This window comes from Pantoea sp. RG18 (assembly GCF_025910075.1).
Lineage (GTDB): Bacteria > Pseudomonadota > Gammaproteobacteria > Enterobacterales > Enterobacteriaceae > Pantoea > Pantoea agglomerans.
This window is the reverse complement of sequence record NZ_JAPCIL010000017.1, coordinates 73794-86195: the sequence shown is the minus strand read 5'-3', so window position 1 is coordinate 86195 and position 12402 is coordinate 73794. Positions and strand designations below refer to the sequence as shown.

At 54.0% G+C, this 12402-nt stretch carries 15 protein-coding genes and 1 riboswitch; of the genes, 2 read left to right on the top strand and 13 right to left on the bottom strand.

Annotated features, from left to right (window positions below; genetic code table 11):
- Nucleotides 1–7: 7 nt before the first annotated feature.
- The 8 genes from OK409_RS19320 to OK409_RS19285 all read right to left on the bottom strand — a co-directional run bounded on the left by OK409_RS19320 (nucleotide 8) and on the right by OK409_RS19285 (nucleotide 6424).
- On the bottom strand, nucleotides 8–976 hold the full coding sequence (locus OK409_RS19320) for a HesA/MoeB/ThiF family protein (protein WP_264367341.1): 969 nt from the start codon (nucleotides 974–976) through the stop codon (nucleotides 8–10).
- A gap of 9 nt (nucleotides 977–985) precedes the next feature.
- On the bottom strand, nucleotides 986–1744 hold the full coding sequence (locus tag OK409_RS19315) for a thiazole synthase (RefSeq protein ID WP_010247482.1): 759 nt from the start codon (nucleotides 1742–1744) through the stop codon (nucleotides 986–988).
- A 2-nt stretch (nucleotides 1745–1746) separates the two neighbouring features.
- Nucleotides 1747–1944: a sulfur carrier protein ThiS gene (gene thiS, locus OK409_RS19310; protein WP_033760164.1), complete on the bottom strand. Its 198-nt coding sequence runs from the start codon at nucleotides 1942–1944 to the stop codon at nucleotides 1747–1749.
- Complete coding sequence (locus tag OK409_RS19305; RefSeq protein ID WP_264367340.1) at nucleotides 1934–2872, bottom strand: FAD-dependent oxidoreductase; 939 nt, start codon at nucleotides 2870–2872, stop codon at nucleotides 1934–1936. The genes thiS and OK409_RS19305 overlap by 11 nt, the downstream gene beginning before the upstream one ends.
- 131 nt (nucleotides 2873–3003) lie before the next feature.
- Nucleotides 3004–3123: riboswitch (TPP riboswitch) on the bottom strand.
- 63 nt (nucleotides 3124–3186) lie between these two features.
- Nucleotides 3187–3732 carry a cysteine hydrolase family protein gene (locus OK409_RS19300; RefSeq protein ID WP_050679421.1) on the bottom strand — a complete coding sequence of 182 codons (546 nt, stop codon included), beginning with the start codon at nucleotides 3730–3732 and terminating at the stop codon, nucleotides 3187–3189.
- Nucleotides 3733–3977: 245 nt separating this feature from the next.
- Nucleotides 3978–4292, bottom strand: a complete 315-nt coding sequence (locus OK409_RS19295) for an ArsR/SmtB family transcription factor (RefSeq protein WP_010247494.1) — start codon at nucleotides 4290–4292, stop codon at nucleotides 3978–3980.
- A 16-nt stretch (nucleotides 4293–4308) separates the two neighbouring features.
- Entirely contained in the window at nucleotides 4309–5427 is a 1119-nt protein-coding gene (locus OK409_RS19290; protein ID WP_264367339.1) for an alkene reductase, read from the bottom strand.
- A 268-nt stretch (nucleotides 5428–5695) separates the two neighbouring features.
- The gene (locus OK409_RS19285) at nucleotides 5696–6424 is read right to left on the bottom strand and encodes a hypothetical protein (protein WP_235330832.1); all 729 of its coding nucleotides are present in this window, start codon (nucleotides 6422–6424) and stop codon (nucleotides 5696–5698) included.
- Between the two features lie 433 nt (nucleotides 6425–6857).
- On the opposite strand from OK409_RS19285, the gene OK409_RS19280 reads away from it, so the two are divergent.
- Nucleotides 6858–7412: an AAA family ATPase gene (locus OK409_RS19280; RefSeq protein ID WP_264367338.1), complete on the top strand. Its 555-nt coding sequence runs from the start codon at nucleotides 6858–6860 to the stop codon at nucleotides 7410–7412.
- A gap of 91 nt (nucleotides 7413–7503) precedes the next feature.
- On the opposite strand, the gene OK409_RS19275 is transcribed toward OK409_RS19280, so the two are convergent.
- The 3 genes from OK409_RS19275 to OK409_RS19265 form a co-directional block, all read right to left on the bottom strand.
- Nucleotides 7504–7932, bottom strand: coding sequence for a GFA family protein (locus tag OK409_RS19275; protein WP_264367337.1), 429 nt, complete (start codon nucleotides 7930–7932; stop codon nucleotides 7504–7506).
- 185 nt (nucleotides 7933–8117) lie between these two features.
- Nucleotides 8118–8747: a LysE family translocator gene (locus tag OK409_RS19270; RefSeq protein WP_010247507.1), complete on the bottom strand. Its 630-nt coding sequence runs from the start codon at nucleotides 8745–8747 to the stop codon at nucleotides 8118–8120.
- Nucleotides 8748–8942: 195 nt separating this feature from the next.
- The gene (locus OK409_RS19265; protein WP_157353366.1) at nucleotides 8943–9455 is read right to left on the bottom strand and encodes a GNAT family N-acetyltransferase; all 513 of its coding nucleotides are present in this window, start codon (nucleotides 9453–9455) and stop codon (nucleotides 8943–8945) included.
- Between the two features lie 63 nt (nucleotides 9456–9518).
- Here OK409_RS19265 and OK409_RS19260 point away from each other — a divergent pair, with 63 nt between their 5' ends.
- The gene (locus OK409_RS19260) at nucleotides 9519–10097 is read left to right on the top strand and encodes a helix-turn-helix domain-containing protein (protein ID WP_060679018.1); all 579 of its coding nucleotides are present in this window, start codon (nucleotides 9519–9521) and stop codon (nucleotides 10095–10097) included.
- 126 nt (nucleotides 10098–10223) lie between these two features.
- On the opposite strand, the gene OK409_RS19255 is transcribed toward OK409_RS19260, so the two are convergent.
- Nucleotides 10224–11255, bottom strand: coding sequence for a methionine synthase (locus OK409_RS19255; RefSeq protein ID WP_264367336.1), 1032 nt, complete (start codon nucleotides 11253–11255; stop codon nucleotides 10224–10226).
- 27 nt (nucleotides 11256–11282) lie between these two features.
- A complete protein-coding gene (locus OK409_RS19250) occupies nucleotides 11283–12263 on the bottom strand; it encodes a DUF1852 domain-containing protein (protein ID WP_064690709.1) in 981 nt (326 codons plus the stop codon).
- Nucleotides 12264–12402: the final 139 nt, after the last annotated feature.

Genomic DNA, 12402 nt, shown 5'->3' with positions numbered 1-12402 from the left:
CGGCACGCTACAGCGTGTTTGCCGCCACCAGCGCAAGCCGCGCAATCCCGCGCGCGGCAAGGTTCTCAGCCGCCTGGGCTGCGCGCATGCCACTGGCACACACCAGAACCACACGCTGATTGACCGGCGGTTGCCAGGCCGCTATCTGCTGCGGCAGAATTCGCACCACCCGCTCGGCCACACTGACCGGTGCCTCTTCCAGGCTGCGCAACTCCACTATGCAATCATCCTCCATCAGCATGGCCCGATCGATAAAGGGCGTGCCGGGCGCGTCAGGTTCAGGTGCGTCATCAAAACGAAACTGCCTGATATGCCAGTCAACAAAGTTACAGTGGATCATGCAGCCGAGCGGCGATGGCGTCAGTTTTAACAATACGCTCAGCGCCATCTGCGCCTGCATTGCGCCCAGCGTCGCTACCGCCGGTCCCATTACGCCTGCCGTATTGCAGTTACCCGAGGCCGTGGGCAGCTGCGGGAACAGCGCGCGATAGCCAGGAGCACCGCCACAGAATCCGCCAACATAGCCTTTGCGTCCCAGCACCGAGGCGCAGATCAGCGGCAGGCCTGCCGGATAACAGGCATCGGAGAGCTGATAAGTAATAGCGAAGTTATCCGCCGCGTCCACCACCAGATCGATCCCCTCCAGCGCCTGCGGCAGTTGACTGGCGCTTAGCGCGTGAGGATGCGCCTCAACGCGACAGTCAGGATTGCGCTGCGCCAGCGCACGCTGAGCGCAAAATACTTTCTGCTGACCCACATCGTCGACGCCAAACAGCGTCTGCCGGTGGAGGTTGTGCAGTTCAACCCGATCGCCATCGTAAAGACGGATAAATCCCACACCCGCGCCTGCCAGTAACGGCAGCAGCATTGCACTAAGCCCGCCCGCCCCCACCACCAGCACCCTTGCCCTGCTCAGCCGCTGCTGCCCCGCTTCACCAATCTCAGGCAACATCGACTGTCGCTGATAACGCTCCATCGCTGCTCCTTAACTGAATTGTGCCAGACCAAAAATAGGCGTAGAAGCAGACGCCATGTCGCGCTGCTCCATCAATCCCGCCTGAAACGCCTCGTGTCCGCCGTGGATTGCAGCAGCAAAGGCTCCAGCCATACGCACCGGATCGCGCGCTTTTGCCACCGCCGTGTTGAGCAGCACGCCATCGAAACCCATCTCCATTGCCTGAGCCGCCTGGCCAGGCGCGCCAATGCCCGCATCAATAATCAGCGGCACATCTTTAAACCACGCACGCATAGCGCGCAGTCCCTCGATATTACGCAGTCCCTGGCCGGAGCCGATCGGCGCGCCCCAGGGCATCAGCACTTCACAGCCCGCTTCCAGCAATTTTTCGCCGACAATCAGATCTTCCGTAGTGTAGGGAAACACCTGGAACCCGTCAGCGCAGAGAATCCGTGCGGCCTCAACCAGGGCAAAAGGATCGGGCTGCAGCGTGTCGGCATGGCCAATCACCTCCAGCTTGATCCACGGTGTGTCGAACAGTTCACGCGCCATCTGCGCCGTCGTCACCGCCTCTTTCACCGTGTGGCAGCCCGCCGTATTCGGCAGAATACGTTTGTTGAGCTGTTGCAGCAGCGTGCGGAAAGCGCCGCCTTCACTGCCTTCCCGTCGCAGGCTGACGGTAATAATCTCCGCGCCTGACGCGTTGATCGCCTGATGCAGAATGTCCGGTGACGGATAACCGGCCGTGCCGAGCAGAAATCGGGATTGCGGAGTAAATTGATAGAACATGGTTAACCTCCCTGCATCGGTGACAGGATTTCGAGCTGGTTGCCCGCCTCAAGTTGCTGGCTGGCATAGCGGCTACGCGGTACAAACTCCCCGTTCAGCGCGGTGGCGACGGTCCGCGGATCGATCTGCTGCTCCGCCATAAGCTCCGCCAGCGTCGTTGCGCTGGTTTCAATCGTGCGTCCATTCAGTTCAACGCGCATGAGTCATCTCCTGAGTCAGTTGCAGCATAAGTTTTTCAGCCATGATCGGGGCCAGCAAAAAGCCGTGGCGGTAGAGGCCGTTAAGTGAGAAACGCCCATTTTCGTAGCGGACTTCCGGCAGGTTCTGCCGGTAAGCAGGACGCAGACCGGTGCCGCTCTCCACGATCCGCGCTTCGGCCAGTGCCGGATGCAGGCTGTAAGCGGCGCTGAGCAATTCCATCATCGCCCGGGCGCTGATCGGGCTGCTGTCGTGGCTTTCCACCATAGTGGCACCCAGCATGAAGTGGCCTCCGGCACGCGGCACCAGATAGCAGGGAAAGCGCGGGTGCAGCAGCCGGACAGGACGGGAGAGTTGTACGTCGGGTGTGTGCAGGATCACCATTTCGCCCCGCACGGCGCGCAGGGCTGGCTGCCGATCGGTGGCGTGGATGCCACGGCAGTCGATGATTTTGCCGCCGGGTTTACCACTGTGAACGGGGACGCCAGCCTGTTGCAGTTTGTCGCGCAGTTGCTGCAAGGCGCGGCGCGGATCGAGATGCGCCTCTGCGGCGAAAAACAGGCCGCGGGCAAAGCGGTTTTCCAGCGCGGGTTCGATGTCACCGGGAGAGACCCACTGATGCTGCTGCGTCATACTGGCGAAGCGCGTGAGTTCGCGGCTGTCACGCGGCGGAGCAACCACCAGCGTGCCCTGCTGTTCCACGCCATCAACGCGTTTCGCCCACCATCTGGCCGCGTGCTGGCCCCATTCGATCACCTGTGGCGGTGCGCTTTCTGCTTCACACCAGGGCGCGAGCATGCCGCCCGCCCAGTGCGAGGCCGCACGGCAGTCAGGCTGAGTAATAACTTCGACCGTTTCTCCCCGCTCCAGCAGCAGCGTGGCGACACAAAGCCCGGCAACGCCGCTGCCGAGCACCGACCAGCGGCTCATGGTGTCCACCGGACAGGAAAAGAAAGATTCAGGATGAGATATTTCAATTTGGCCTCGTTATCCGTTAACGAAGACCCGTGATACAGAGGGAAAAGGCAGGAACGTTGCGAATGCGCCCCTGCGGCAAGTATCTGATGAGATACCCGTCTTCCTACGCCAGTATCAACTGGGTCAGGTTCTAAGGGTCGCTAAGCCGCGCGGTGCGCTATTAGCCTCTCAGTCTCTCTGGCGAGACTCCCCTGACGGATTTAGTTGTAAGTTAAGCAGACAGCTTCGTCAAGCAGACTGCATAGAACCGGGTAAGAAAATCGGACTTAACCGGCAGAACCGAAATGCCAGTCAGTTGCGGTTGCCAGCGTCACAAAGGGGCCCGCCAGCGTCTGGTTGTGATGCGCAATAATCTTCTCCGCAGAGAGGTGGGGATTATCGACGGTGGTGTGCGCATCGGAAATCAGTACGACGTTAAAACCCAGCTCCGGGGCTGCCCGACAGGTAGTATCAACGCAGAACTCCGTTTTCATCCCCGCAATCACCAGTTGCTTAATGCCCTTTTGCCTCAGCTGAAGCTGCAGGCCAGTATCCCTGAAACAGCTGGGATATCTTTTGGTGAAGACGACATCACTCTGCGGGTTAGCCTGCAATTCCGGGATCAGGCGCGTCAGCGGGCTTTGCTCGTTAAAAGGGGAATCATCCGGGCCGATATGTCGTGCGAAAAAGAGGGGGACGGCAGAAGCCCGGGCTTTAGTAATGAGAAGTGAGATGTTCGACAAGATCGAATTTGCGGCGAAGGGAGCCTCGGGACCATTAAAAAGGCCCTGCTGCATGTCGATAATTAAAAGTGCACTTTCAGATGTAACCATGACCTGTCTCCATTCAGTTTTTAAGAACGGAGAACAGCTCCCCGTCCGGTTCGGCGGGGAGTGAGAATCTGTTGTGTCAGGTGCCAGTCACAGAGTCGCTCACGCCGCCGCCAGAGGCGGTGGTGGTGACGGTTGTGAAAGACAGAACTGACATAAACATTTTCTGACCCTGAGTCAATGCGTTCGGTGAAGTCACCCTCAGAAGGATGGTGCTGACATCTACATTACCCTGTACGCCGTCGCTTTTAAAGCGCCTGCAGCGATTGGGTTACCGCATCGGTTATTTCACGAATGCGCGGTTCGGCGCGGCGATAGTAAGTCCATTTTCCGACTTTGCTGGCTTCAACCAGCCCTGCATTGTGAAGTGCTTTCAGGCATAACGAGGTGGCGGGCTGTGATAAGCCCGCCTTGTCCTGTATGAGGCTGGCACAGACGCCATACTGATCGAAGGGATAGAGCTGGGTATAGCCCGCAAACGCTTCGTCAGGATTTTTAAGCCACTTCAGCACTGCCACTCTGGTCGGGTTGGACAGTAACTTCAGGGCATTTTCGGGGGACATGCCGCCTCACAGAATATCAGGATGGATAAAATGGATAGTCAGTATAGCCTTTCTCAGTGCCGCCATACAGGGAGGCGTGATCGACCTCATTCAGCGGATATCCTGATTTAATCCGCGCGGGCAGATCGGGATTAGCGATAAATGAGCGGCCAAAACCAAACAGATCGCCCCAGCCTTTTTCCAGCACATGCTGCGCTTTTTCAGCCGTGTAGCGACCCGAATAGATGATCGGAGAGCGGAATGTTTCCCGCAGCGCGACACGGAAGCTCTCTGGCATCTCCGGGCTGTTGTCCCAGTCGGCTTCGGCAATGGAGAGATAGCCAACTTCCAGCTCGTTCAGCAGGGCTCCTGCGCGGATGTAGGTCGCATGTGGATCACTTTCAACCAGGCCGAGATAGACGCGCTCTTCGTCGGTACTGGTAAACAGAGGCGCAAATCTGACGCCAACGCGGTGGCTGCCAAATACCGAGCTGACCGCCTCAACGACTTCTCGCAGGAAGCGCAGACGATTCTCAGCAGATCCGCCATATTCATCCGTACGGAAGTTGGTGTGCTCAGAAATAAACTGGTTAATCAGATACCCGTTGGCGGAATGCAGTTCCACACCGTCGAAACCGGCCGCTTTGGCATTCTCCGCCGCGCGTCGGTAAAGCTCTACGATCTCTTTAACTTCCGATGTAGTCAGTGCGCGTGGCTCGCTGGGTGCGGTCAATATGCCGGCGCCGGGTCCGGTTTCAATAAATACCCGAACGTTATCGGCTGCGATGGCTGAAGGGGCAACGGGTGCCTGCTTGCCCGGCTGCAGTTCATTATGCGACACGCGGCCAACATGCCAGAGCTGGCAGAAAATCGTGGCCCCTTGCTGATGTACTGCCTCTGTAACCTTTTTCCAGCCGGCGATCTGCGCTTCGCTGTGGATCCCCGGCGTCCATGCATAGCCCTGCCCGCGAGGCTCAATCTGGGTGCCTTCGGTGATCATCAGCCCCGCGCTGGAACGCTGGCGGTAATACTCCACCATCATCTCGCCGGGAATGTTGCCCGGTTGTTCACTGCGGCAGCGCGTCAGCGGCGGCAGTACAATGCGGTTACGAAGCTGAAGGTCGCCCAGATTCAAGGGGGTAAAAAGTGACGGCATGACAAAAAGTCCTCTGATGTGTGAAGAGGCGACATTATATTTACACATTTAAATTTGTAAATGTGTAATCTGTGCTTTTTGTCCAGGGCGGTATCGGTGGTTTCTGGCAGAGGGTCACTTTCTGGGTGGAGTGGTGACAGCGCGTGGGATTAACAGTCCCTCATCGCAGCGCCTGACTGCGTAACGTCAGGAGGAGATCCTGCAGACGCCGCTTTCAGGCAAATTGCTTCGCCGGGACGGAGGTGCTGCCTGCAGGATCATAAGAACATTAAGAAGCGTATTTTTCAGTGAACGCCTGCCACTGCTGGCGATAAACCTCCAGTTGACTGAGTGCGCCATCAATGGAGGGCTGTGCTTTGTTGTCAGGATTCGGCGTGGCACGAATCAAATCGGCAAAGGTGCTGAAGACAGAGTCCATATCACGGCCCGACTTCATGGCTTCCATCATCCCGGCCAGCTCCACCTGTGGCCGTGCGGTTGCGCTCTTAACCTGGCTGAGATAGTCACGTGCGCTCTCCTGCATGTCGCGTGTTCCATGACGTATGGCTAACGCCAGCGTATCCTGTGCTCCCAGCAACGTCTGACGTTCACGAATGGCGACTTTGACGCTTATCATCTCATCAGCAATGTCATTCGCCTGCTTCTGGTTATCGCCGGAGACATATTTTTCTATCAGTTTATGGAGCTTAGACTGCGTCAGGGTCAGCGCCATGGCTTCCGAGGTATCCGAATTATCATACTGATTACGGCCCACCTGGCCTTCAGCCAGCACCTCATGGAGTGCAGCGGCAAACTCATCCATAGCGGTCTGCGTATTAGCAGCCGTCATACTCAGAAGCGGAGTAAATGTTCTGGCGTCCCAGCTGGTGTAGGGATCGTTGAATAATGCATATCCAAGGTTAACGGACGGTCCCTGACCGGATGACTTTGTCTTTGCCAGTTCCTCTGAATTTTTCGCCTGCTGCTCTGCCGTAATGGGCTCAGCGATAGCCTGCACCAGGCGCGCTCTTGCCTCGGGTGAGATCACCACCACACTGGCAGGTAATTCTTTTCCGGTAATAGTTTCTTTACTCGTGTTCTCAGATCTGTTTGTTACGGTGAGCGTGGCTAAATATCCTCTTGCCACCTCTGTTGTCACGCCATTGATTAACCCCATAATGCCCTCTACGGTTTGATTGGTTGAACAATTTATCGGCAAAATGTAACCAATCTTTACCGAAATCTTATTGCTGCCTGGGTTAAGACGGCTCAGGGCAAGTCTGGCTATCATCGCCGCTGCGGCCTGACTTTGATCCAGAAAAGGTTCAGAATCCCCAGGCTGACCAGCCAACGGGTCCCGGCAGCGTTTCAGACTTTACGGAATGCACAGGAAAGTTTCAGAGCAGTACGCATTTATCCATTTCAGACAGGGTTAATTCAGAGGAGACGTTGTGAATAGTGCACTTCCATTAGACGCGCTTGGGCCACGCATTTGTATTATGGGTCCCTCGAACAGCGGAAAATCGACCTTAGCTGAAGCCATTGCTCGCAAAACAGATCTACCCGCGGTTCATCTGGACCAGCTTCACCATATTCCGGACAGTCAATGGATGCCCAGAGCACCGGCAGAATTTCTTCGTTTGCATGCTGAGGCGGTGAGTCAGGAAAGATGGGTGATGGAGGGTAATTACACCAAATGTATTGAAGAACGATTCGCTCGTGCCACAGGCTTAATTCTGCTGGATGTAAAAGTGACAGTGGCACTGCTGCGGTACATTCGCAGATGTTACTCATCCACGCCGCGTATTGGCGGTCTGGGGATGGGCAGAGAGCAGATGAACCTGGAGATGCTGAAATATATTATCCGTACTGCCCCGCAGAATCGAAAGCGCCATAAAAAGCTTTACGACCAGGTCAGACTGCCAAAACTTCTGCTTCCTTCTCCCCGCGATGTTAAAGCCTGTTCTGACTACTGGGGATTACAGCTAACGAATAATGATCGATGAATACAGGCTGCCGGAATAACGTCTGTTTTCCGTTAATAGGGTCGCTCTGACTCAGTAACCCTTTTTGAATAACAAAGAAGCACCACTGCCCTCAATCAAAAAGCATTAAGCTTGTCAGAAGAGAGTCCAGCGATTCTACCGGCCCGGCATGATTTGTCTCGGAAGGGATTGTGTCCCAGGGCATGGCGTCATCAGTACAATAATCACCAGTGCACTGCATATCGGCAGGCTCACTGAGTAAACCAACCGGAAGCCAGATATAAGGCCTGCCACGCAACCGGTTAGGCACTGTGGAGCCACAGCTGGCGCAAAAATCGTTGCGATAACCTGTGGGTTTGCGCCATGACGCGATCTGGCTCTCACCAGAAATCCAGCTGAAGTCACTCTCTTTTACGATCGTTGCCAGGTTATAGCCGGTTCCGCTCTGTTTTCTGCACAAAGAACAGTGACAACGGTAATAGCGCGTGGGGGTTACTGATATTTCGAAAACAACGGTTTCACACAGACATGCGCCTTTCATTTCATCATCCTGTTCACTCAGATTCCTGGTTTGTCTGACTACTTGCCTGATCATAGTGGTGTTTAAGTAAGGGGCTGCTGAAGCGCTACCGCAACCCTGTCATTTTAATGCCGCTCCGGCTCATTGCATGATCTTTTGCGGATTTGAGCCAGAAGCGGATAACCCCTCGTACACCTTCATCAGTACTAACTGCGGCTGAATACCAGTTTCAGCCCTGCCAGCGCAAAGCAGCAGGCTAATAGCGCATCGAGTCCGCGACGAATGCGACGGTAGAATGCGCCCATCATGGCGGTTGAGAACAGCAGAGCATAACCGCCGAACACAACCACGCAAATCACCGCACAGCCGCAGATGATTATCGGCAGCGTGGCGGCGACCACATCCGGCTTCAGTGCAAACGACATAATGGCCACCCAGGTAAGAATCGCTTTGGGATTGCCGATATGCATCAGGATACCCTGACGAAACAGTCTGCCATACGCGACCCGCTCATCGCTGGCTTTAAAATCGCTGGCCTCAGTGCGGCGTAACGCAGATTTGCCGGCTTTAAACGCCAGCCATAACAGATATAACCCTCCGCCAATTTTTAACACGATCAGCAACTGAGCGAAGGTGGCCAGCACAGTCAGCACACCGCAGGCGGCCAGCAGCGCCCAGAGCATCGAACCACTCACGACACCCGCAGCCAGCGCCAGTGCGGCACCTCTGCCCTTTTTCATTGCCGTTCCCATTATCGCCATATTACTTGGCCCGGGACTGGCTGTAGCGACAAAGTAGGTGGTGAAGATCAGGATTAATTCGTGCGAAAGCGCCATGATGTCCTCTGCGATGGGTTGTTATTTATCTGTTATATCGGCTGACGTGCAAATTTGCTATCTCCTGGTTCGCTGCGGCTTCGTTTCTCGCTTTAAACGATCTGCGCAATCAAACGTTTTCCAGAGATAGCTTTCTTCTGCGGGGATCGGCATCCTGCCGGAAGTATCATCAAAGGATTCGCTTTAAGGGACAACTCAGGGTCGTTTACGGTCATCCAGACGCAGCTGCAAAAATGTCAAATCCAGCCAGCGTCCAAACTTAGTTCCAACCTCCGTCATTCTGCCAGACTCAATAAATCCCAGTTTTTTATGCAGGGCTATGGATGCTGCATTTTCCGATTCAATCGCCGCCACCATAACGTGCTTCCCGGCTTCGCGAGCAAGCTGGATAAGCCCCTGCATCAGGGCGGCACCCGCGCCTTTACCTCGTGCATCTTTATGAACATAAACCGAATGCTCAACCGTATGACGATATCCGTCCCATGGACGCCAGTCACCATAAGAGGCATATCCCAGCACGGTATCATCATTGTCGTCTGTCGCCACAATCACAGGAAAACCGGCCTGCTGGCGGCTGTTTATCCACGCGATGCGGTTAGCCACATCAATACGATTTTCATTCCAGATGGCTGTGGTGTTAAGCACCGCATCGTTATAAATCTCTGCGATGATTTCAGCATCGCTTTCTACAGCCGCACGGATAATCATGGTGGACACCCCTTTGCTCACTCACTAAAGTAGATGAATTGTTCACTATGATAGTTATCCATTATGTTAGATAAAATGTCCAGCAAAGAAGACAGCCTGAACATCCGCATCGGTCAGAAGGTAAAAGAGGAAAGGGAAAAACGCGGCTGGTCACTTACCGAGCTGGCTGATAACTCAGGCGTTTCACGGGCAATGATCCATAAGATTGAGCGTGGGGAGAGCAGCCCGACGGCGGTTTTGTTAGCGCGCCTCTCAGGCTCGTTTGATATGACTATCTCACAGCTGCTTGCTCAGACTGAAGTGCAAACCGGGACGCTGGTCAGGCATGAAAATCAGCCGGTGTGGCAGGATCCGGAAACCGGCTATCTGCGTCGCCACGTTTCACCGGGCGAGATGCCGGTCGATCTGGTCAGTGTCGAACTGCCGGCAAATACCGCTGTGCCGATGCCGGCAATCTCCTATGTTTCAAGACGCCAGCTGATATGGGTAATTGAAGGGACACTGACTTTTGAAGCAGGTTCCAGCACCTATGAAATGGCTGCTGGCGACTGTCTGGAACTGGGCGATCCGGCTGATTGCGTGTTCAGAAATAAAACGACTCAGGGCTGTCGATATGCCGTTATCGTACTCCGGCCTGCCTGAGCAGGCAGACGGCATAAATCCCTGAGTAAATCGACCATTGGCAGAGGGATGATTGTCACTCAGTCCGGCTATCGATCGCTTTCAGAAATCAAATCGCCAGCCGGACTGAATCTGCTCAGGGAAAGATTATTTCCCCAGAATCTCTCTGCGGACAATCTCAGCGCCCGCACTTAACGCATGCAGTTTGCCATTGGCAACCTCACGCGGCAGTGGAATCATGCCGCAGTTGGTTGAAGGATAGAGATTTTCAGCATCCACAAACTGCAGCGCTTTGCGCAGCGTATTCGCCACTTCTTCAGGTGTCTCAATGGTATGGGTTGCCACGTCGATGGCACCGACCATCACTTTCTTACCGCGAATCAGCTCGATCAGATCCATCGGAACCCGCGAGTTCTGACACTCCAGTGAGACAATATCGATAGCCGAACGCTGTAATTTAGGGAAGACCTCTTCGTACTGACGCCACTCTGTACCCAGAGTTTTCTTCCAGTCTGTATTCGCTTTAATGCCGTAGCCGTAGCAGATATGAACCGCGGTTTCACACTTCAGACCTTCGATGGCGCGCTCTAACGCGGCGATGCCCCAGTCATTCACTTCGTCGAAAAAGACGTTAAACGCAGGTTCATCAAACTGAATAATATCCACGCCAGCGGCTTCTAATTCTTTGGCTTCCTGATTCAGAATCTTTGCGAATTCCCAGGCCAGTTTTTCGCGACTTTTATAGTGATTGTCATAAAGGGTATCGATCATCGTCATCGGACCCGGCAACGCCCACTTAATAGGACGATCGGTCAGCTTACGCAGGATTTTCGCATCTTCAACAAATACGGGTTTCTGACGTGAGACTTCACCCACCACGGTCGGGACGCTCGCATCATAGCGATTACGGATTCGAACCACTTCACGCTTTTCAAAATCCACACCGCTGAGGTGTTCAATAAAAGTCGTCACGAAGTGCTGACGGGTCTGCTCGCCATCACTGACGATATCAATACCGGCCCGAACCTGATCGTCCAGACACAGACGCAACGCATCTCTTTTGCCGTCAACTAACTCTTCATCCTGCAGTTTCCAGGGTGACCAGAGCACCTCTGGCTGCGCAATCCAGGAGGGTTTAGGCAAGCTGCCAGCAGTAGATGTCGGTAATAAGGTTTTCATAGCAGGTGACCTTCTATATTTAATTAATCAAAGAACGAATTCAGCAGACCATTGCGCGAGAAGTGTCTGATTCGGCTTAATAAAATGCGTCTCAGTAAACTTACCCTGTTCGACGGCCAGGCGGCTGCGTTCTTCGCGATCGTAAACAATCCGGGTTAACGAATAATCCTGATGCTGCAGCGTGGGTTGATAGCACTGTCCCGCAGCAGAATTCGCGTTGTAAATTTCAGGGCGATAGATCTTCTGGAAAGTTTCCATGGTGCTGATGGTGCTGATCAGCTCGAGATTGGTGTAATCGCTGAGCAGGTCACCGTGGAAATAGAAAGCCAGCGGCGCAACACTGCCCTGCGGCATGAAGAAACGCACTTTCAGACCCATTTTTCCGAAATAGAAGTCAGTCAGGGAAGGTTCATCCTGCTGATATTCAATGCCCAATACCGGATGCTGATTACCGGTGCGCACGTAGGTGTTTTTGCTCGATACACTCAGGCAGATAACCGGCGATTTACTGAAGTTCTCTTTATAGACCGCTGAGTTCACGAAACTTTTGAAAATGTTGCCATGCAGCTGACCAAAATCATCCGGCAGGCTGAATTCAGTCTGACCTTTGTTATGTTCTGACAGAACAACGCTGAAATCATAATCACGCACATAGGAAGAGAAGTTATTGCCGACAATCCCCTCGGTGCGCTGACCGGTTTTATGATCCACGATATGCGTTTTTAAAATCTCAATCGCCGGGAACGATTCGTCGCTGCTTCCGGGACGAAGATTCAGCTCAGCAGAAATAATCTCAAGTTCAACTGAGTAGCGGTCGCCCTTTGGATTGTCCCAGTGCGCCAGAGAGTTGAAACGATTGTCGATCATCACCAGGGCGTTGTGCAGGTTTTCCTGACGTTTTTCGCCGCGCGCTAAATTAGCGAAGTTAGTCGTCGCCCGCGTATTTTTCGAAGGATTATAGTTTTCGTCGAAACGAATGCGCTTAAGGGTAAAGGCTAAGTTGTTCATCGCTATCGGGTATCCTGGTCGCTGATATGCGTTGTTGCTTTTAAGGGTTATCCAGTGTGGCTATCCCTTTACAACTATTCATATGACTCAAAGTTATTAACAATTCTTACTTTATGCCTCAACACCCGGTTGAAAAAAA

What these genes read in the sequence shown, in the direction of transcription:
- OK409_RS19290 (WP_264367339.1), bottom strand. Translation starts at nt 5,427, where the DNA reads ATGCCGTCACTTTTTACCCCCTTGAATCTGGGCGACCTTCAGCTTCGT.
- OK409_RS19305 (WP_264367340.1), bottom strand. Translation starts at nt 2,872, where the DNA reads ATGAGCCGCTGGTCGGTGCTCGGCAGCGGCGTTGCCGGGCTTTGTGTC.
- OK409_RS19260 (WP_060679018.1), top strand. Translation starts at nt 9,519, where the DNA reads ATGTTAGATAAAATGTCCAGCAAAGAAGACAGCCTGAACATCCGCATC.
- OK409_RS19270 (WP_010247507.1), bottom strand. Translation starts at nt 8,747, where the DNA reads ATGGCGCTTTCGCACGAATTAATCCTGATCTTCACCACCTACTTTGTC.
- OK409_RS19265 (WP_157353366.1), bottom strand. Translation starts at nt 9,455, where the DNA reads ATGATTATCCGTGCGGCTGTAGAAAGCGATGCTGAAATCATCGCAGAG.
- OK409_RS19255 (WP_264367336.1), bottom strand. Translation starts at nt 11,255, where the DNA reads ATGAAAACCTTATTACCGACATCTACTGCTGGCAGCTTGCCTAAACCC.
- OK409_RS19275 (WP_264367337.1), bottom strand. Translation starts at nt 7,932, where the DNA reads ATGAAAGGCGCATGTCTGTGTGAAACCGTTGTTTTCGAAATATCAGTA.
- OK409_RS19315 (WP_010247482.1), bottom strand. Translation starts at nt 1,744, where the DNA reads ATGTTCTATCAATTTACTCCGCAATCCCGATTTCTGCTCGGCACGGCC.
- thiS (WP_033760164.1), bottom strand. Translation starts at nt 1,944, where the DNA reads ATGCGCGTTGAACTGAATGGACGCACGATTGAAACCAGCGCAACGACG.
- OK409_RS19300 (WP_050679421.1), bottom strand. Translation starts at nt 3,732, where the DNA reads ATGGTTACATCTGAAAGTGCACTTTTAATTATCGACATGCAGCAGGGC.
- OK409_RS19250 (WP_064690709.1), bottom strand. Translation starts at nt 12,263, where the DNA reads ATGAACAACTTAGCCTTTACCCTTAAGCGCATTCGTTTCGACGAAAAC.
- OK409_RS19320 (WP_264367341.1), bottom strand. Translation starts at nt 976, where the DNA reads ATGGAGCGTTATCAGCGACAGTCGATGTTGCCTGAGATTGGTGAAGCG.
- OK409_RS19295 (WP_010247494.1), bottom strand. Translation starts at nt 4,292, where the DNA reads ATGTCCCCCGAAAATGCCCTGAAGTTACTGTCCAACCCGACCAGAGTG.